The organism is Caldicoprobacter algeriensis (genome assembly GCF_023838525.1).
GTDB classification, from domain to species: Bacteria; Bacillota; Clostridia; order Caldicoprobacterales; family Caldicoprobacteraceae; genus Caldicoprobacter; species Caldicoprobacter algeriensis.
In genome coordinates this window covers 1-19,185 of sequence record NZ_JAHUQD010000020.1, presented here as the reverse complement: position 1 = coordinate 19,185, position 19,185 = coordinate 1, and the positions used below count along the sequence as shown (strand labels likewise).

General features: G+C 39.2%; 16 protein-coding genes and 2 pseudogenes. 13 read left to right on the top strand and 5 right to left on the bottom strand.

From position 1 onward, the window contains the following. Positions 1-290 precede the first annotated feature (290 nt). Complete coding sequence (locus KVG29_RS10385; protein WP_420840554.1) at positions 291-641, bottom strand: helix-turn-helix domain-containing protein; 351 nt, start codon at positions 639-641, stop codon at positions 291-293. A 165-nt stretch (positions 642-806) separates the two neighbouring features. Here KVG29_RS10385 and KVG29_RS10380 point away from each other — a divergent pair, with 165 nt between their 5' ends. The 5 genes from KVG29_RS10380 to KVG29_RS10360 all read left to right on the top strand — a co-directional run bounded on the left by KVG29_RS10380 (position 807) and on the right by KVG29_RS10360 (position 5,913). Next, the gene (locus KVG29_RS10380) at positions 807-2,210 is read left to right on the top strand and encodes an ABC transporter substrate-binding protein (protein WP_252228372.1); all 1,404 of its coding nucleotides are present in this window, start codon (positions 807-809) and stop codon (positions 2,208-2,210) included. 75 nt (positions 2,211-2,285) lie between these two features. Further along, the gene (locus tag KVG29_RS10375; RefSeq protein WP_252228371.1) at positions 2,286-3,227 is read left to right on the top strand and encodes a carbohydrate ABC transporter permease; all 942 of its coding nucleotides are present in this window, start codon (positions 2,286-2,288) and stop codon (positions 3,225-3,227) included. A 14-nt stretch (positions 3,228-3,241) separates the two neighbouring features. Next, complete coding sequence (locus tag KVG29_RS10370; RefSeq protein ID WP_252228370.1) at positions 3,242-4,075, top strand: carbohydrate ABC transporter permease; 834 nt, start codon at positions 3,242-3,244, stop codon at positions 4,073-4,075. Positions 4,076-4,141: 66 nt separating this feature from the next. Continuing rightward, on the top strand, positions 4,142-5,206 hold the full coding sequence (locus tag KVG29_RS10365) for an ADP-ribosylglycohydrolase family protein (protein WP_252228369.1): 1,065 nt from the start codon (positions 4,142-4,144) through the stop codon (positions 5,204-5,206). Between the two features lie 263 nt (positions 5,207-5,469). Then, positions 5,470-5,913 (top strand): PPC domain-containing DNA-binding protein, encoded by a 444-nt coding sequence (locus KVG29_RS10360; protein WP_252228368.1) that lies wholly within the window; start codon positions 5,470-5,472, stop codon positions 5,911-5,913. 201 nt (positions 5,914-6,114) lie between these two features. On the opposite strand, the gene KVG29_RS10355 is transcribed toward KVG29_RS10360, so the two are convergent. Further along, complete coding sequence (locus KVG29_RS10355) at positions 6,115-6,720, bottom strand: hypothetical protein (protein WP_252228367.1); 606 nt, start codon at positions 6,718-6,720, stop codon at positions 6,115-6,117. Positions 6,721-7,429: 709 nt separating this feature from the next. Here KVG29_RS10355 and KVG29_RS10350 point away from each other — a divergent pair. The 4 genes and pseudogenes from KVG29_RS10350 (at position 7,430) to KVG29_RS10335 (ending at position 10,875) form a co-directional block, all read left to right on the top strand. Next, complete coding sequence (locus tag KVG29_RS10350; protein WP_025747282.1) at positions 7,430-7,681, top strand: hypothetical protein; 252 nt, start codon at positions 7,430-7,432, stop codon at positions 7,679-7,681. 84 nt (positions 7,682-7,765) lie between these two features. Further along, on the top strand, positions 7,766-8,683 hold the full coding sequence (locus KVG29_RS10345; RefSeq protein ID WP_252228366.1) for a plasmid pRiA4b ORF-3 family protein: 918 nt from the start codon (positions 7,766-7,768) through the stop codon (positions 8,681-8,683). 144 nt (positions 8,684-8,827) lie between these two features. Then, on the top strand, positions 8,828-9,079 hold the full coding sequence (locus tag KVG29_RS10340; RefSeq protein ID WP_252228365.1) for a type II toxin-antitoxin system Phd/YefM family antitoxin: 252 nt from the start codon (positions 8,828-8,830) through the stop codon (positions 9,077-9,079). 99 nt (positions 9,080-9,178) lie between these two features. Continuing rightward, positions 9,179-10,875 (top strand): annotated as a pseudogene (locus KVG29_RS10335) (AAA family ATPase). Positions 10,876-11,518: 643 nt separating this feature from the next. Here the strand turns inward: KVG29_RS10335 and KVG29_RS10325 are convergent. Beyond that, entirely contained in the window at positions 11,519-13,003 is a 1,485-nt protein-coding gene (locus KVG29_RS10325; RefSeq protein ID WP_252228362.1) for a sugar ABC transporter ATP-binding protein, read from the bottom strand. 6 nt (positions 13,004-13,009) lie between these two features. Next, positions 13,010-13,789 carry a DeoR/GlpR family DNA-binding transcription regulator gene (locus tag KVG29_RS10320; RefSeq protein ID WP_252228361.1) on the bottom strand — a complete coding sequence of 260 codons (780 nt, stop codon included), beginning with the start codon at positions 13,787-13,789 and terminating at the stop codon, positions 13,010-13,012. A gap of 277 nt (positions 13,790-14,066) precedes the next feature. Between KVG29_RS10320 and KVG29_RS10315 the strand changes: the two genes are divergently transcribed. The 4 genes and pseudogenes from KVG29_RS10315 (at position 14,067) to KVG29_RS10300 (ending at position 18,669) form a co-directional block, all read left to right on the top strand. Then, a complete protein-coding gene (locus tag KVG29_RS10315) occupies positions 14,067-15,566 on the top strand; it encodes a sugar ABC transporter ATP-binding protein (RefSeq protein WP_252228360.1) in 1,500 nt (499 codons plus the stop codon). 35 nt (positions 15,567-15,601) lie between these two features. Beyond that, positions 15,602-16,588 carry an ABC transporter permease gene (locus KVG29_RS10310; RefSeq protein WP_252228359.1) on the top strand — a complete coding sequence of 329 codons (987 nt, stop codon included), beginning with the start codon at positions 15,602-15,604 and terminating at the stop codon, positions 16,586-16,588. A gap of 71 nt (positions 16,589-16,659) precedes the next feature. Further along, positions 16,660-17,700, top strand: a complete 1,041-nt coding sequence (locus KVG29_RS10305; protein WP_252228358.1) for a substrate-binding domain-containing protein — start codon at positions 16,660-16,662, stop codon at positions 17,698-17,700. A 675-nt stretch (positions 17,701-18,375) separates the two neighbouring features. Next, a pseudogene (locus KVG29_RS10300) lies at positions 18,376-18,669 on the top strand (DUF2442 domain-containing protein). A gap of 124 nt (positions 18,670-18,793) precedes the next feature. Here the strand turns inward: KVG29_RS10300 and KVG29_RS10295 are convergent. Then, positions 18,794-19,036: a helix-turn-helix domain-containing protein gene (locus tag KVG29_RS10295; protein ID WP_252228356.1), complete on the bottom strand. Its 243-nt coding sequence runs from the start codon at positions 19,034-19,036 to the stop codon at positions 18,794-18,796. Positions 19,037-19,185 lie beyond the last annotated feature (149 nt).

Below are 19,185 nucleotides of genomic sequence, written 5' to 3'. Positions count from 1 at the left end.
AATTAAGCGAAGGAACGAATGAGATATTAAGGGTATTGTGAATAGCGCCACCCAAGAATGTCCTATCCATTGAAGAAGCAAAAGCTTTTACATGGTAAGGGATAGGTGTGGGTACAATTTGCGCATTTTAAAAAGAAAAAATCGCTTGATTTCAAGGTTTTTGGAACTTTAACTGACGAAGTCAGGATGTATGCGACATGTATGTGGTTCCCTTATCCATGTTCTTTATGCAACACGGCTATTACAATTAATGTATATGATTCCTATGCCTGTATACAAATATACTGTGGTCATTTCCCCTCTTTCTTCTTCCTTTTCTCCTTTATAAAAGCAATCAATTCCGAAATTGTGAAATACTCTTCATTATCATCTGGTTTTCTATTATTCTCAGTATTACTCAATGAATCGTTTGTTATATCCTTGTAAGGATTTGGAATATCCGATAGCCCCATAAGGTAATCGGCGCTTACATTGAATATTTTCGTCAGTTTGATTATGGTTTCAGTGTCTGGATCCCTCTGGCCTATTTCGTACATTCCTATTGTACCGCGGGAGACGCCTAGCTTCTCTGCCAGTTCCTTCTGAGTCATACCATGTCGAGTGCGCAGTTCAACCAATCTTTCAGGAAATCCCATTTTCAGTACCTCCGCTTCATCATCTTTACATAAATTATATCACCGTAAGTGACCCAAATTATTAATTGTAACGAAAAGTTATAAAAGGTATTGACATGTAACAAATAGTGACATATAATAGTGTACAGAAGTAACTTTAAGTAACACAAAATTTTAAGGGAGGGCTGAATAATGGGAATCAGTAAAATGCTAAAGGGAGTATGTCTTTGCTTGGCAATGGTACTATTTCTTGTAATGCTAGGGGGATGTTCTAGTCAGGGTAACGAGAACGAAACAAATCAATCAAGTTCAACTGCTAACCAATCGGGAAGTTATAACAATGCTAGCGAGTCTACTGATACCGGCAATTCCCAATCATCCCAATCGACACAGAAGGAGAAGACCAAAATTGTATTTTGGCATAACTGGGCTACGGGACCGTCTGGCGAGTCCATCAAGAAATCGGTGGAGGAGTTTAACAAATCCCAAGATGATATTATAGTTGAACCTTTGTTTGTCGCAACGGATGGAGGAGACTCCATAACTTCTAAGTTGCTGACTGCAGTAGCAGCTGGAAATCCTCCAGATGTAATGTTGGCCAGCAGATACGGAATAGCGGAATACATGGATGCCGTTACAATTCTCAATGATTTGGCGGAACGCGATAATATCAATGCCGACATGTTTTACGAATGGGCATGGGAAGAAGCAACTTACGATGGACAGCTTTTGGGCCTTCCTTATGACGGTACCGCAAGAGCGCTATTTTATAACAAGGACCACTTTAAAGAAGCTGGGCTGGATCCAGAAAAACCGCCATTGACCATTAGCGAACTGGAAGAGTACGCAAAGAAGTTAACGATAAGAGAAAATGGCAAAATCACCAGATTTGGCTTTATACCTTGGTATGGGGAAGGATGGCTTTATACCTGGGGATGGGCTTTTGGTGGAGAATTCTACGATAAGGAGACGGGAAAGGTAACGGCAAATCATCCTAAGGTTGTTGAAGCCTTGACGTGGATGACCAGCTTTGCAGAACAATTTGGCATTGAAAATGTGACCAATTTTACCAGTTCGGCCGGCAGTGCTGCTATGAATCCCTTTATCTCGGGACAGCTATCCATGATGGTTACCGGTAATTGGATGATTGCACAGATTGAGCAGTATAACCCGGACTTGAACTACGGAATTAGCTACATCCCTACAACGGATGGCAAAAGCTTCACAACCTATGTTGGTGGAAGGGCGTTGATAATACCCAAAGGTGTAAAGAATCTGGAAGAAGCGTGGACGTTTGTAAAATGGATGTGTACAAGCGAAGAAGCGCAAAGTTTAAAAAAGATGACGGGAGAATTCTCTGCCAGACCCGATGTAAATGCGAAGATATACGGTGATGATCCAAGACAGAAAATATTCCTCGAAGTATTGCCGAATGGAAAACATCGTCCGGTGATCCTTGCAGGAAACATGATGTGGGATGAATTGGCCAAAGCGCCTGATCTGGTAATAAATAAGCAGGGCACTCCCAAGGAGATACTGGATCAGATCACTGATAAGATAAACAGCGAAATAGAAAAGAAGAAGAGGAGCCAATAAAGATTTACTAAAGCAGGGGGAAGGGTTGTAAAATCCTTCTCCCTCTTAAAATAAACTTGGCGGGGAGGTATACAGTTGTTTTCGGCAAGGACAATTGCAGGTATAAGGCCAAGGATGGTATGGAAGAGAAGAGGGATAGAAAGCAGAAGGGCCAAGTATGGTTATATCTTTGCTCTTCCTTGGATGACAGGTCTGCTTTTCTTTTACGCATATCCGCTGCTGAGTTCTATTTATTACAGCTTTACCAAGTACAACGTGATAAGCCCTGTTGAATGGGTGGGGCTTAATAATTACAAGGAGCTGTTCAATGACCCGTTATTTTGGACAGGGATTAAAAATACGCTCTATTATGCCTTGTTTGCCGTTCCAATTAGCGTGGTATTGGGCATATCCCTTGCTCTTCTCTTGAATATGCCCATAAGATGGCGTAGCTTTTTTAGGACGGTATTCTTTATTCCTACTCTAGTGCCAGTGGTGGCGACTGCTATTATATGGCAGTGGCTGCTAAATCCGCAGTTTGGTTTGATAAATCATTTGCTGGAGACAATAGGGATTGGCGGCCCTCCCTGGTTGGGCGACCCAAAGTGGTCAAAACCCTCTCTTATATTAATGGCCCAGTGGGGCATTGGAAATAGCGTTATAATTTATTTGGCCGGGCTGCAGGACATCTCAAAGGACTACGATGATGCTGCCCGGGTGGACGGAGCCAGTGGACTGCGAAAGGTGTGGCATATCACCCTGCCGCTTTTGACCCCGGTGATTTTCTTCAATATGATAATGGGGATTATAAACGCTTTGCAGGTGTTTACACTGCCTTATGCGTTGACTTATGGAACAGGAAATCCCGCCAATTCGCTTCTTTTTTACAGTATGCATCTGTATAATAACGCTTTTCTGTACATGAAGATGGGTTATGCGTCGGCCATGGCATGGATACTGTTTATAGTGATAATGACCATAACGCTGCTGCTGTTCCGTTCTTCCAGTAGATGGGTGTATTACCACGGTGACCAGTAAAGGGGGCATGGACTGTGAACGTTATAAGAAAGAAGTATCCGATTATACTTACGTATATAGTGCTGATTGTCGCTGGAGCGGTTTTCCTGTTGCCTTTTATATGGATGGTGTCTACATCTTTAAAGCCCGATACCCAGCTGTTTGTTTCTCCACCTGTATGGATACCCAACCCTATAGCATGGGAAAACTACTACCGCGCCGTTACCGTCGTCCCGTTTTTTACTTATATGAAGAACACATTAATTGTCGCATCTTTAGCGACAGCCGGTGCTGTAATATCCACGCCTCTTACAGGCTATAGCTTGGCGAGGATTAAATGGAAAGGGAGAGAGCTGCTTTTCATCATCACCCTGGCCGTAATGATGATACCTTCGCAGGTTACCATGGTACCGCTTTTTATCATATTTTCAAAGTTGGACCTGGTCGGGACTTTTTTGCCTTTGATATTGCCTCCTTGCTTTGGTGTACCATTTTTTATCTTTCTGATGCGTCAGTTTTTTAAGCAGCTTCCAAGAGATTTGGAGGACGCGGCAAGGATTGATGGCTGCAGTGAATTCGGCATATATTTTAAAATTATGCTTCCGCTGGTTCAGCCGGCTATCCTCACCGTTGCTCTGTTTCAATTCATGAACTCGTGGAATGACTTCATTGGCCCTTTGATATACCTCAATGATGAGGCGAAGTACACTTTACAGCTGGGTCTGCAGCAGTTTAAACAGGCATACAATACCATATGGAATCAGCTGATGGCGGCTTCAGTCCTGGTGGCACTGCCTATAATCCTTCTCTACTTTTTTGTACAGAAATCCTTTATCCAGGGTATCACATTTGGTGGTGTAAAAGGTTGAGTTATATTTTTCTAATCTAGGTTATATTTTTCAATATAAAAATTAAAAGAAAGGGTGTGTCTGAAGATGGGGAATAAGGTCAGTTTGCGTGAGAAATTCTTTGGGTGTATTGCCGGTGCGCATATCGGTTCAGCTATGGGAGCGCCGGTGGAAGGGTGGACGTATGAGATGATAGAGGAGAAGTATGGTACTCTGGATCGACTGCTGCCGTATGAGCACTACAACAATGGATGGGTCCGGGAGCCCGGTACTACCGAAGATGGCATAGAAAGGCAGAAATTGATGATTACCGCTATTATAGAAAAGGGCGATCGAGTCAATGCCGAAGACGTAAAGAACGCTTGGATTAAATACATTAAGCCGGAATCGGTGGGGATGGTATCTGAGCCTTTTGAAGCTACACTGCTCGCAATGGCCAAAAGCGGGATACCTGCAAGGGATATAGGGCGCTACTGCGATTATTCGGGCTTGAATAGCTTTGCGCGTTCATGTCACCCCATAGGCCTTATCAACGCAGGGGATATGGAGGCGGCCAAAGAGGATGTGCTGGAGGTGGGGCAGCTGTATCAGACCACCAACAGCAGGGGATTGCAATGGGCTGTTGTGACCGGTGTGGCCATTGCTGCAGCCACCCGGCCTGATGCTACGGTGGACAGCGTGCTGGGGGCCATATACGATTACTGCCACCCGGATATAGTGCTGCGCGAATTGGACAGGGAACTCAAGCGCACTGCAGGCTGCAAAGATTTTCGAGAGCTGCGGAAGGCGTTTGACAGCGTATACAATGGCCGTGGTATGCCCTATGCAGCCAGCTATGCCAATGAGGTGGTGACCAAAGCCGTATGCATATTCCGAATGGTAAACGGAGACACAAAGGATGCGATGATCGCCGCGGTGAACATGGGGAGAGATACCGATTGTATAGCTGCCATAGCAGCTGGCATTTCCGGTGCTTTAACCGGTGCAAGCTCCCTGCCTCAGGAGTATATAGACCAGGTGGACTATGCAACCAGCGTGAACAAGTACACCAACTCCCAACGGACCTTGCGGGAAACCGCCGATGGGCTGTATAACGCATGGCTAAACAGGGTAAATAAGCTCAGGAAGTACGTGGAGATTATGGATTATTGATGAAGTGAGCAGTCTTATTTGTGATTTTGTTTCTGGTAATGATGTTTGAGCAAGGATGTTGCAGAATGATGTCGCAGGTTGAAGGTATGCTGCGAGGCCAGGTGAAAACTGCTTGACTATTAACGCTTTCTACACTATGTATAACCCATGATAAACCCTGCGTCACCGCCATTTGCGATATAACCCGCTGCTGTGATGCGCATTATTCGTATACTTAAGTTTATCAGTTTAACAGTTGCTACTTTGAAAAGGGGGTCGAAGAGATGGAAGCCTTTGTTGCCGCAAATAAGGGAAAGGTCCATATACTTAGGCTGGATCAGGGAGATTATGTTTTGGAATCGATTTGCCAGCTAATAAAGGAGAAAAACATTCGACATGGCGTAGTCGTATCTGGCATTGGAACTTTGGATCGATGTGTTATGCACATGGTTACCACTACCGGGTATCCACCGCAGGAGTATTTTGCATCATGGGAGAATCAGCCTTTGGAACTTTTATCCCTACAAGGCATAATCGCAGATGGCTGTCCACATCTTCATATGGTGGTGTCCGATAAGGAAAAGGCCTATGGTGGACACCTGGAAGAGGGATGCAGGATATTGTATCTCGGTGAAATCGTGATACAGGAGATAGAGGATACAGACATACGCAGGGTTCCAAACGAAAAAGGCATCATGATGTTGACGGAAGATAAAGCGGGAAGATAAACCGGGATTATTGCTTGGTGTATAACATAAAGGAACGAGAACTTAGTATGACGTAATATACAGTGGATTGAGCAGTCTATATCAATTAGTTTACAATACTTCCTTAAATAGGAATCGCAGTTCCCGGGGGGATACATTTTTCTTTTGAAGGAGAAATATATTTTGAAGGAGGAAATATATCCCCCCGGAAATTGTTTAAAATCACTTTAAATTTGACTCCAGCATCTCAATAAGCTTCTTTATATGCTCGTACAGCACCACGATATCGCCCCGGGTTGCGGGGCAGTGCAGTTCCTGGTTAAGCTCCTGAAGGGAGCTTATCTTTTCGATGCCTTTGTAGTTGTTTTCAAGGAAGTGCTTTTCAACCAGCTGGGCGTTTAATATGTTCTTCTGGGTGGTGCTGTATGACTGCAGTAGCTGTATCTCGATACCGTTTTTGAGGATCACCCTGCAGTACTTGCCTTCCCTTATTATTTGGTCTATGCACCGGTAGTTTATATACCCGTATGTCTCGTCCCCCTGGACGAGGGGCTGCCTTACCACGACGGGCATCAGTATCAGGTCGTGCTGCAGCGGTATGGGTATTTTGACCTTCTGGTCTATGATTTCCCCGTACTTTTTCCTGAGCTCTACAAGGTCGTACGACAGGCTGGATGCTATGCCCTTCAGCACCGCCTTCATCTTTTTGTATATCACCCTTTTTTCGCCCTTCTGGTTGATGAGTACGGTGGTATCCCCCACGCCTTCGGTGTAAACCGGGAGCACGGCGCTTATCCCTTCTTCAAGATAATTCTCTCGCTTCCTCAAGCTATCCTCCTCCCTTTCAAAGGTTTAACATGCCATGCCAGATACATAAAACAACATAAATGTAAAAATGTGGACAAGCATGTAAAACATATGGCCATTTAATGAATTTTATTAAAACTGGTATTTATGGTCGGGCATGGTACATAATATAGAACTAGAAGGAAAACGGATTTATATATTTTAATTGTCATGTCATGCCCGGTGTTTATCGGGTGTGTCTTTTTTAAGTTTACGGATGTGCATTGGAATGAGCTGCTCATCTTTGGTAGGGACAGCCTTGTGATTGGCTGTATTGTCGTTAGCTGTGTTTTATAATGCTGCTTTTAAGCGTCCAGTTCCTTGTTGTTTTGCGGTTTTTGTTGTTTTGCGGATGGACAGGCAATGAAGGTTTTATAAAAGCGCTCGCTCCTCCCGGCCACCAGGCATTTCCTGGCCATTTGCGGGTAAGACTATTATATACTATTTTTTCCCAAAACACAATAACTGCAAGCATCAAATGGAGCATCATATCCTGTATACCTGAATTGTAATATTAAATGCAACACTTTTTAAGAAAAAGTATGATGGTGAATTAGAAATGCTTTGTAAAGCTGCACAACATTGCCACTGAAGTGATATCTTTTATTTTGGATATTTATGGATGGGATATGTTATCATTTCGTATTAATATGGTATAATATTTATGAAAGGTTATGGAAGGTGGTGAACTATGGATTTTGTTAGAAAGGTAGTTAATAGTAACGTTTTAGCGGATATTATTGAAATACCAGAGCATTTGAAAAATAAGAAGGTAGAAATTATTATTTTGCCTTATGATAATGTAGATAACGAAGATAATTTTTCAGTTCATAAGGCTAAAAAGGCTAGAGGGTTACTGCAGAAATACAGAAATAAGGAACTTCAAAGTTTAGAAAATACTGCATGGGCGAAAGCGGTGATAGAAAAACATGAATCTAGTTGATGCCAATGTGGTTTTACGATATCTGTTAAATGATGTAGAGGAATTAGCAGACAAAGCCGCGGTGTTGTTAGAAAATAAAGATTTGTGTATACCTATTGCTGTGCCGGCGAAATAATCTATACAAAAACAAAGGACAGGTTATCGGTTGCAAAGATGAGAGCAGCCTGCGAAGAGGTATATATGATTGATGACGGGAGTTTTCCACAGTCTGCAGTACAAAAATTTTTGAGTTTACACGCAAGCAGGCGCCCGTATAAGAATCAAAAGGGCGAATATGTATGTTCCCACATTGAATTGTACAAGGACCTGGAGGCGTTGTTTGGCGGGAATATATTCGGCTGCAGGGCTGCGGTGCTCAAACTAACCCTTGACCTTGAAAAACAAAACGTGTGGCGCAGGATAATAATACCGCTTACCTATAGCTTTTATGATTTGCATAAAGTCATTCAAAAGGCCTTCTACTGGGTGGACTATCATCTACATGAGTTCTATGTATGCGATGATACTGTCTATCAGTTTTTAAGCCCTGATGAAAGGCATTGGAAAACCCATCCTTTATATCACAGAGAAGGCATCAAGCCATTGCTCACTCTTTACTGCGACGAAGAGGATGACTATGGCTTTCGAGAGGAGGGGTATCTACCCCCCTTTAATGATGTCGGGTTTAGACATGTAAAAGAAGTGGACCTTTTGGAGTACATTCCAAGGCACAGGAAATTTAAATACAGGTATGATTTTGGTGATAACTGGGAGATATATATTGATGTGGAAGAGGTAATAGAGAATTATGATAAAAATTACCCTATCTGTATAGATGGTGAAGGTAATGCTCCGCCAGAGGATGTGGGAGGAAAATGGGGCTATGAGGAATTTCTAGAAATTATAAACGACAAGGAACATCCAGAGCATAGAGATATGCTGGCCTGGGCAGAAAGCCAGGGATATGGGGATTTCGATGTAGAAGAGGTTAATAAAAGGATAAAGCTTTGTTTTGATTTCTAGATTATTGAGCAGGTGATTGTTCTGCTGAAAGCTTGTAGATATTTTAATTTTCTTAAAGTGGCTAGATTGAGCAGTATACAGAATAGCCAATATAAGTTATAATAATTTTATAGGCCAGAATATTAGTCGGAAGAAGTGGACAATGTGATCCAGGTTAGTGCAACGGAGTTTAAAAACAATGTCGGGGAATATATAAAGCTTTCAGAGAAAGAAGATATTCTGATTTTAAGAAAAGGTAAAGCTGTTGCAAAACTTACATCAGTATCAAAAAATGAAAAAGAAATTGCTTACAGCAGGCTATTAGATATGATAAAACAGAGTGAACCGGTTACTGAAGATATTGATTTAGATGTCATGAGAAAAGAGAGGTTAAATAAATATGACAGTATTACTTGATACAAACATCTCTCTTGATTTTTTGCTTCACAGCCAACCATTTTTTAAGGCTGTCAATAAGATGTTGATTATGGTTAGGGATATGATGGAGAGGATAGCATGAAGAAGATACATTATGGTATGTCCAATTTTAAGGCCATGCGAGAAGAAGGATATCTGTATGTCGATAAGACGATGTATATAGAGAAGATAGAGAACATGAGCGGTAAATACCTGTTCTTTATAAGGCCAAGAAGGTTTGGGAAAAGCCTCTTTCTTTCTACGCTTAAGCATTATTATGATATAAACAGCAAGAAAGATTTCGATAGGCTGTTTGGTGACCTCTACATAGGGAAGAACCCCACTAAGATGAGGAACAGCTATATGATATTCAGGCTGGATTTTTCGGGCTTGGATACAAGCAATAGGGACAGGTTGGAGATATCGTTTAAACAAAATCTGATTGATGCAATGTGTGGTTTTTTGGATGATTACCGAAATATATTTAATGATATAGAACAGATAAAACAACGTATCTACAAAAGCCCGGATATAAAGTCAATAGTTAGTCAGCTGGTAAATGAAGTAAAGAAAGTAGGGCAAAAGATATACCTGATTATAGATGAATACGACCACTTTGCCAATGACATAATAGCCCAGGGTGACAGTGAATTTTACAAGGAAATAATCAGGGCATCAGGTTTTGTAAGGGATTTTTACGAAACTCTTAAGATAGGGACGGAAACGGTAATAGACAGAATGCTCATAACAGGGATATCTCCGGTAATGCTGGACGATTTAACAAGCGGGTTTAACATAGCTTTAAACGTTACAATGGATTTAAGCTTGAATGAAATGTTGGGCTTCACGGAAGAAGAAGTAGTGAAGGTATTAGAAGAGATAGGGGTGGAGAAAAAAGATGAGCTGATTCACCACCTGAGAGAGTTGTACGATGGCTATAAATTCAATAAAAATGCTAAAACTAGGGTTTATAATCCCGATATGGTTCTGTATTTTTTGGGACAGTATAAAAGCACAGGAGGATATCCGGAATATTTGATAGATGATAACATGAAAACAGACTATGAAAGGTTAAATAGGCTTACAATGAATGAGCAGAACAGGTCATTATTAGAAAAAATCATAAAAGATGAAGGGATAGTAGCTGAGATAGTGACAAAATTTTCATTTGACAGGATGTACGATGAGGAGTACTTTGTTTCGCTGTTATTCTATATGGGGTTGCTCACCATAGAAAGGCAGGAAAAGACGAGGTTGTTTTTGAAAATACCCAATTATGTAGTTAAAGCAATGATGTGGGAGTATATCGAAAATAACTTAAAGAAACAGCCAGTATAGATATTGACCTAAACGAGTTGAGGAAGACAATAGAGGAGATGGCATATAAAGGAAGGATAAAGCCGTACGTAGAATATATAAGCCAGAACGTGCTGAAGACTTTGTCAAACAGGGACATGATAAATTTCGACGAAAAGTACATCAAATTGATTTTGATCATCTACCTTGTGAACAGCAAGGCTTACAGGCCGGTAAGCGAAAGGGAAACAGAAGGAGGGTATATAGACATATATCTGGAAAGGGATGCAAGGATACCGGATGTAAAATACGAGTGGTTAATCGAGTTGAAATATATAAAAAAGGGTGAAAGAAACAGCATAGACAGGATAATTGAAGAAGGGTTGAAGCAGCTCAAGAGATATGGTGAGAGCAAAGGCCTGCAAGGCAGAAAAGATTTAAAACAAGCGCTGCTTATATTCATAGGAAAAGATGAATACCGGGTAATTGAGGTTGGGTGATTGCCTATGGGATTTGATGATACGCTTCCATTGCCAGCAGGTAGTAGAAAAAGCACTAAAAGCGTATTTTAGTATATCTGGGTATACCGTTTAAAAAGACACATAGCTTGACGTATTTTGCGGGAGTGTAAATATTTTTGTGTATGATAGCTTTTAGCTCCTTTCTGGTGTTGTTTGAAGTGTTACTTCACTCTGGTAACAGCATCCTTCTCTACATCAACTACTTCCTTTATAAAATTTCAGGCAGTTTCGTTATCTCTGGGGAATACTTGAAAAATGTATTTTCCCTTGATATTTCCTTTGGTAAAACGCCCATAAACAAAACGCTCCTTTTCGATTTATGTTGTTGATTTTTACTAGAAAGGAGCTTCATCATTTATCCATACATAAAATTTTGAATAGCTTCGATCTAAACGCCTTTCTCTTGTAGTATGTGAAACATGATACTTTATTACTTCTTGACAACTATCTTCTGTTTTAGGCCTCCGCTGTTTGCTATATTTTAATTTACCATGCTGTTAATAGTTTCAGCGATCTTCCCAATTCTGCACAGCTCAAACAGTACCGGTATGCTTGATGAGTTGTATGTTATGATGATAAATATAATTTAATTTAACAATTTTTTACATATGAAAGCCGGGTTTTAATTATTTTGTAAACCAATTGCACTTTTAAGAATTGAGTCATAGTTCATTTCTTTTTTGGAGTATTCTTTTGCAATTTTTCCTTGTCTCAAGACTAAAATTCTATCACACATTCCAATAAGTTCTGAAAACTCAGATGAGATAAAGACAATCGCACAACCAATTCTAGCAAGCTCGTTTATAATGTTATAAACTTCAACTTTTGACGCTAAGTCCAACCCCTTTGTTGGCTCATCTAAGATAAACACTATAGACTGAGAAAATAGCCACTTTGCAATCAACACCTTTTGCTGATTACCACCAGAAAGAGTTGCTATATTTTGAGAAATTTCCTTTGGTTTTATTCCAAGCCGTTTTATAAAAAAATTTGCAATCTTTTCTTGACGAGATGAGTCGATGAAAAATCCATTTACAATGTTCCAAATATTAGACGAGATAATATTATTTGCAATATTCAACGTCTTAAAAAGCCCTGTACCAATTCTATCTTCACTCATAAAGGCAATACCGTTTTTAATTGCATCAGATGGACTTGAAAGTTTTAAGGGGATTCCTTTGATATAGATATTACCCGAATCTATCTTTTCGGCGCCAAAAAGTGCTTTTGCCAAAAAGCTTCTTCCAGAACCAACAAGCCCTGCTATTCCATACACCTCACCAGCTCTAACATCAAATGATATATTTTCTAATATCCCGGATTTGGTTAAATTCTTAACACTAAAAATAACCGTACCTTTTTCTACTTTTAACTTTGGATATGTTCTGTTTATACTTCCAAAGATGAGGGAAATTGTTCTGTTTAGGTTAAAGCTTGTAACTCTATCTGATGCAACAACCTCACCATCACGAATAATTGTGATTTTATCTGCAATAGACAGTGCTTCTTCTACCATATTTGTAACGAATATAATAATAATTCCTTTTTGTTTTAGATCATTGATGATTTTAAAAAGGTTTTCTATTTCATACGAAGTAAGTCCAGCTGTGGGTTCATCAAAAATAATAGTTTTTGCGTCTTGCACCAAGGCGCGACAAATCTCTATCACCTGAAGCTGAGATGTGCCAAGATTTTTACAAAGTGCTGCTGGATTAATATTAACACCCATTTTCGAAAGTATTTCGGAAGAAAACTTTATCATCTTTTTTGTACTAATAAGACCGAGGTGGTTTTTGGGCTTGTTTTCAATAAATATATTTTCGGCAATAGAAAGGTGCGGAAAGTATAAAAGATCTTGATGTACGGTAAAAATTCCAAGTGACTTTGCCAAAAGAGGATTAAGACTTGAAAATGTCTTATTATCTATTATAATTTTTCCTTCAGAAGGTGCATATGTTCCGTTTATGATTTTTGTAATGGTAGTCTTGCCAGATCCATTTTTCCCTAGTATTACATGTATTTCGCCTTCGAAAAATTCAAGGTTGATTTTCTTTAGGGCATAAAACTCGTCAAACTTCTTTGATACATTAGATAATATTACTGGCATATAATTTCAAACCTCTCTTTCAAGGTCAGAAAAATCAAAACTGCAGAAAATCTGAATTCCATTTTCAAAGAAAAAAGATTTATACTCATCAGGCACGTTTGTGTCACTTATTACCTTTTTAATTTCATCAACCTTTGCAATTTGAAACAGAGAAATTTTGTCAAATTTGGATGAATCAGCAACAATAATTGTCTCCTTTGAGATAGACTTAAAATACTTGTATGCGTTTGCGAGATCAATATTGTTGACAGTAAAACCGCGCTCTAAAGACACTCCATCAATCTCAATAAATGCTTTGTCTACGAAAATATCCATATTAGGATTTACAAGTATAGGTCCTGCTAACATAAAGGTGTTGCCAATAAGATATCCTCCTGTCACGATTGTCTGAATTGAGTACTTTATGCACTCTAAAGCCAAAATAAGGTCGTTTGTGACAATTGTTATATTCTTCTTTTCCTTAATATACTTTGGTATAAGTCTGCAGATATTACCACCTGTCAAGATTATTGCCTGGTTGTCTTCAATCATGTATGAACAGACTTTTGCAATTGCCTCTTTTTCTGAGTCTTCTTCTACAATTGGTGACAGAATCTTTGAGGCCTCTTCTTTTAAGATTGCACCGCCATAGGTTTTTATCAAAAAACCTTCACTTTCAAGTTTGTCTAAATCACGCCTTATTGTTACTTCGGATACATTTAGAGATTCAGCAAGTGTTGCTACGTCAACATGTTTTTTTTGTAGCAAAATTTCTTTTATTTTCTTTAACCTTTCAGCAACAAGCATTTACCATTCACCACTTATTATTTTTAGTTTTGAAAAAACTTGTATACAATATAAGTTCAAAATCCTTCTTTTCTTCAGTGTATTATATTTTGTAGAGTCTGTCAACAATATGAATACTTTTGATAACATTAATCAAAAAAGAAAAATTTTTTGATTAAAAAAGAAGGATTTTTGATTTTAAAGTAGAATATAATTATTATAAAAAAGCAAAATTCAAGAAAAGATGCATCTGATTCACAAAAATTGATAATATGGTATCAAAGCGAGGTGGATTTATGTGAAGGTCTCTGCATCGGCTGAACTACTTAGGCTAAATGGTATAACAAAGATATTTCCTGGTACAGTGGCACTCTCTGATGTGTCATTTTCAGTAAACAGGGCAGAGATTCATGCAATAGTTGGTGAAAACGGAGCAGGAAAGTCAACTCTGATGAACATCATCTCGGGAAACCTTCAACCTGACAAAGGTGAGATTTATCTTGAGGGCAAAAAAGTTAAAATACGATCACCGCGTGATGCACAAAATTTGGGAATCAGTATTGTTCACCAGGAACTTGCATTGTGTCCGCACTTGACAGTTGCTGAGAATATCTACATAGGAAGACTTCCTCAAAAGTCTAGAAAGATTGTTGATTACGATAAACTCAATAAGATGTCTGAAGAGGTATTGGCACTTTTTGATGAGGTTAATATAAAGCCAATAGATAAAGTGGCAGATTTGAATGTTGCACAGCAGCAAATAGTTGAGATTGCAAAGGCGATTACATTTAACTGTAAGCTTTTGATCTTAGATGAGCCAACATCGGCTCTGTCTGAAGCAGATGCAGAAGTTTTATTCAAGATAATAAAAGATTTAAAATCCAAAGGTATTAGTATCCTTTACATCTCACATAGGCTTCGCGAGATATTTGAGCTTGCAGACAGGATAACAGTATTGAGAGATGGAAGATATATTGCAACTTTAAACACTGTTGAAACAAATCCCGACCAGGTCGTAAGCCTGATGGTTGGAAGAGAAATTAAAGAGATGTATCCGCCCAAGAGTAGTAAAATTGGGGAAGAGATTTTCAGGGTAGAGAATATTAGTTCTGAAAAGGTTCAAAATGTGTCGTTTTCCCTGCACGAAGGGGAGATTTTAGGGTTTGCAGGGCTTGTTGGTGCAGGTAGGACAGAGCTCGCCCAGACAATCTGTGGGATTTTACCACGCCACTGCGGGGAAATTTATCTTGAAGGTAAAAGGCTTGAGATAAAATCATTTGAAGATGCGATTAAAAACAGGATTGGATATGTCACAGAAGACAGAAAACAGTTCGGACTTTTTTTGAGGCTTCCTGTTGCCTACAATGTTTCTGCTATTTATCTCAAGTATGATTGCAAAAGGCTTTTGATTGACAGGCAAAAGGAGAGGGGACTTGCACAGGAGTTTGTTAAAAAGCTTAATATAAAGACATCATCTTATTTTCAGCTTGTTATGAGCCTTTCTGGTGGTAATCAGCAAAAGGTTATGGTTGCAAAGTGGCTTGCTATAAATCCAAAGATCCTGATTCTTGATGAGCCAACACGGGGGATAGACGTTGGAGCAAAGGCAGAGATACACAATCTTCTGAGAGAGCTTGCTAAAAGTGGAATTGGAATTATTCTGATTTCGTCCGAGATGCCTGAGATCATTGGAATGTGCGACAGAGTTCTTGTTATGAGAGAAGGCAGGATAACGGGTGAACTTTCTGGCGATCAAATTACTGAAGAAAACATCATGCAGCTTGCTGCACATAGATAAATTCACATTAATAAGGAATAAGGAGGTTTGAAAAGATGTCTTTGCCCACAAATGTTACTACTACAGATAATAGTTTGCTTAAAAGGGTTATGGGTTTTAGGGAGATGACGCTGATATTTATCATTATTGTCATTAGCATAATAGTTTCAGTTTTAAGTCCAAACTTTTTGACAGGAGAAAACTTAATTACAACAGCTTTAGGTCTTGCGGCAGATGGAATATTGGCAATTGGAATGACGGTGGTACTGGTTTCAGGTGGTGTTGACTTGTCAGTTGGTTCAGTTTTGGGTTTAGCAGCTGTCATCGCGGGAGGTTTGTATTTAAGTTTTGGTGTTGATATCTGGATTGGTTCTTTGATAGCACTTATAATCTGTGCATTGATTGGACTTTTCAATGGATATTTCATTGCAAGAATCGGTATTCCACCTCTGATTGTAACTCTTGCTATGATGGGGATAGCAAGAGGTGCTGCTTATGTTTTAACCCAGGGATCACCGCTTTCACTTTATGGCAACCTTAGAGGTTTTGATTTTTTAGGACAAGGAAAGATTTTAGGAATTCCATTTTTCATTTTGTTCTTTATACTCCTTATCATTATGTTTGACTTTTTGATGAGAAAATCAGCACCGTTTAGGCTTGTGTACTATGTAGGTAGCAACGAAAACGCAGCAAAACTATCTGGCATAAATGTTCCAAAGGTGAAAATTTCTGTATATGTTCTAATGTCAGTCTTGGCAGGGATTGCTGGGATATTCACACTTTCAAGGTTTTCAGTTGCAGCACCAACAGCGGGAACTGGCTCAGAGCTAAACGCAATTTCTGCATGCGTTATTGGCGGTGCGTCTTTGGCAGGCGGTGAAGGGACTGTTCTTGGAGCTATCCTTGGTACAATCCTTGTTGGAATCATCAACAATGCCCTTGTCCTTTTAAATGTCTCTGTGTACTGGCAGAATTTAGTAAGTGGTGTTATTTTGATTGCAGCTGTTATAATTGACTATCTTACGCATCAAAAGAGAAGCTGAGGTTTTAACTCCTTATTTTAAAAGGAGTTAAAATAAAAAGTCAAATTAAATTAGAGGGGGTTTGATGCCTCATGAGGGAAAACATTTATAAGTATCTATCAATCGTTTTAGCTGTTGCATTAATTATTTCATTGGCTTATGCTTTTGCTTCAAATTCAAAAGATGTAGCTCAGGTAAGCAGCGGTGGGGATTCAAAGCTAAAAGGAAATCCAAATGAAGAATACTATATGGTCACGTTTGTATCCGGTATCGAGTATTGGAAAGGTTGTTTTAAGGGAATGAAGGCAGCAGCTGATCTTTATGGTGTAAAGGCAATCTATACAGGTGCACCACAGTTTGATGTTAATCAACAAGTTACAGTTCTAAGACAAGTAATTGCTAAAAAGCCAGCTGGAATTCTTGTTACATGTGCAAACCCGGATGCTTTAAAAGCTCCCATTGATGAAGCAATCGAAAAAGGTATTCCTGTTATCACATTTGATGCGGACTCCCCTAATTCCAGCAGATATTCGGTTTTGTCAACAGGAAACTACAATGCAGGTGCTATGGCTGCAAGATATTTAGGAAAACTTCTTGGTGGCGAAGGTGAGGTTGGAATTTCAACAGTTACTGCACAGCTTAACCATGAACAGAGAAAACAGGGGTTTATTGAAACTCTTAACGCAGAATTTCCAGGAATCAAGGTTGTTGCCATTGTGAATGATGAAAATGACCAGACAAAAGCAGCAAGACAAATTTCTGCTATGCTCCAAGCTCATCCAAATATCAAAGGTATCTTTTGCACAGATGCTCTTGGTGGTGTAGGTGCTGCAACAGCTATCAAAGAAGCCAATAAGGTTGGAAAGGTAAAGATAGTTAGTTTTGACACAGACAAAGGTACACTTGATCTTATCAAGGAAGGAATAATTGACGCATCAATTGCACAGGGTACATGGAACATGGGATTCTGGGGCATGACATTCCTGTTCTACTTGAATCATGGGATTGTAAATCCAGTAGACAATTGGCAAAAGTATGGGATAAATCCTCTTCCTCCTGTTGTTGATACAGGTACAATGGTTGTCACAAAGGAGAATGTGGATGCATTCTATAAGGTTAATGAGGTAGAATAAGAGTAAATTTAAGGGAATTTTATGAAAGCAAACTGAAGAGCCTGATTTAAGAAGGTTATCTTTAATATCTTTAATTATTAAAGTCTACCCAGATTTTTGTGTATGAATAATAAAGCTCCTTTCTGGTTAAATTTACAACACAAATCAGAAAGGAGCTTTTTGTTTATGGGCTTTTTGGCGTTTTACCAAATATACCAGGGGAATTGGTACCGGAGACATTTATGAACAAACTAAGGAGCTATACGGAGTGGAAGTTTCTGCTGAGCTTGTAAGTAAGTGATGTATGTGATTTCAAAGGCGGGAAAACCGTTGGTACCAACTGATTAACACAATTAAGCAAGCATATGGTTTTAGGCGATACGACAGAGTAGAATACGAAGGTATGGTTGTGATAATAACGGGTTTAAGGAGTAGCGGGTATTTTGCTGTAAGAAGTCTTTCAGGGTAGAAGATACATGACAGTGCAAAACATAGCAGCTTAAAACTTATAGAGAGGGCAAAGACGTTAATGTTAGAAAGGAGGAAAGAGCGCATGCCTCTCCATCTTGAAGAAGATGGAGTCTCCTGCGCACGTATATGATGAAAGATTTCCAAAGCAATATCGTTTAAAAACAACAGTATGATGGCGGAAGTGTGTGTTTAAGATTGAACCGTTGAAATAAGGGATGATGATTCGTGTATTTATCTGTTATTGAAGTAAAACCGTTATAGGATTATCAATTACTTTTGACTTTTGAAAATGGTGAGCGAAGGATATTTGATATAAAGCCCTATTTGGATAAAGGTATTTTCCAGGAGCTAAAAAATGAGAAAATGTTTACAACAGTACGTGTCAGTTTTGACAGCATTGAGTGGAGCAACCATGCGGACATTGATCTGGAAGTTCTTTATGAAAATAGCAAAGCTTATAACCCTACTTCATGGGCAAGGCATTTGGATATTCGTGATATTAACAAATCAGATCAGTGAAAGCAGATGCAAAAATTAAAAAGCCCAGTTGTGGTGGGGCACAGCTGGAACAGGTTGGTTATGAAGAAGCCGCTCAAAAGCTGATAATTTAACCAGTTTTTGAGCGGCTTTTTTTGGAATTTGATTAGTCATCATCATCGGTTAAATCAGAAAACAAATCAGAGTCGAAAAAATCTTTCATTCTGATTCCTAATCCGAAACAAATATAGTATATCGTCTTTACAGTGGGATTCTTGCTTTTTCCATGTACGATATCATTAAGTGTTGACTGAGGTATGCCTGCCAAGTTTGCAAGTTTATTTATAGTTATGTTGTTTTCTTTACATAGTTGTAAGATCCTCAAAGAAATCGCTTTTTTAATAGTCATAGTATATACCTCTCCATTTTGGACGTAGTGTCAAAAATTTTTATACAAAATCAGCTTTAGTTGCTGAATATAACTGATTTTTTAGGTATATTTTTCAAATACCTCCCCAGAGTGGGTGGTGCTTAAATATAAATAATATTCCTTTAAAA

What these genes read in the sequence shown, in the direction of transcription:
- KVG29_RS10380 (WP_252228372.1), top strand. Translation starts at nt 807, where the DNA reads ATGGGAATCAGTAAAATGCTAAAGGGAGTATGTCTTTGCTTGGCAATG.
- KVG29_RS10365 (WP_252228369.1), top strand. Translation starts at nt 4,142, where the DNA reads ATGGGGAATAAGGTCAGTTTGCGTGAGAAATTCTTTGGGTGTATTGCC.
- KVG29_RS10360 (WP_252228368.1), top strand. Translation starts at nt 5,470, where the DNA reads ATGGAAGCCTTTGTTGCCGCAAATAAGGGAAAGGTCCATATACTTAGG.
- KVG29_RS10350 (WP_025747282.1), top strand. Translation starts at nt 7,430, where the DNA reads ATGGATTTTGTTAGAAAGGTAGTTAATAGTAACGTTTTAGCGGATATT.
- KVG29_RS10325 (WP_252228362.1), bottom strand. Translation starts at nt 13,003, where the DNA reads ATGCCAGTAATATTATCTAATGTATCAAAGAAGTTTGACGAGTTTTAT.
- KVG29_RS10320 (WP_252228361.1), bottom strand. Translation starts at nt 13,789, where the DNA reads ATGCTTGTTGCTGAAAGGTTAAAGAAAATAAAAGAAATTTTGCTACAA.
- KVG29_RS10310 (WP_252228359.1), top strand. Translation starts at nt 15,602, where the DNA reads ATGTCTTTGCCCACAAATGTTACTACTACAGATAATAGTTTGCTTAAA.
- KVG29_RS10305 (WP_252228358.1), top strand. Translation starts at nt 16,660, where the DNA reads ATGAGGGAAAACATTTATAAGTATCTATCAATCGTTTTAGCTGTTGCA.
- KVG29_RS10295 (WP_252228356.1), bottom strand. Translation starts at nt 19,036, where the DNA reads ATGACTATTAAAAAAGCGATTTCTTTGAGGATCTTACAACTATGTAAA.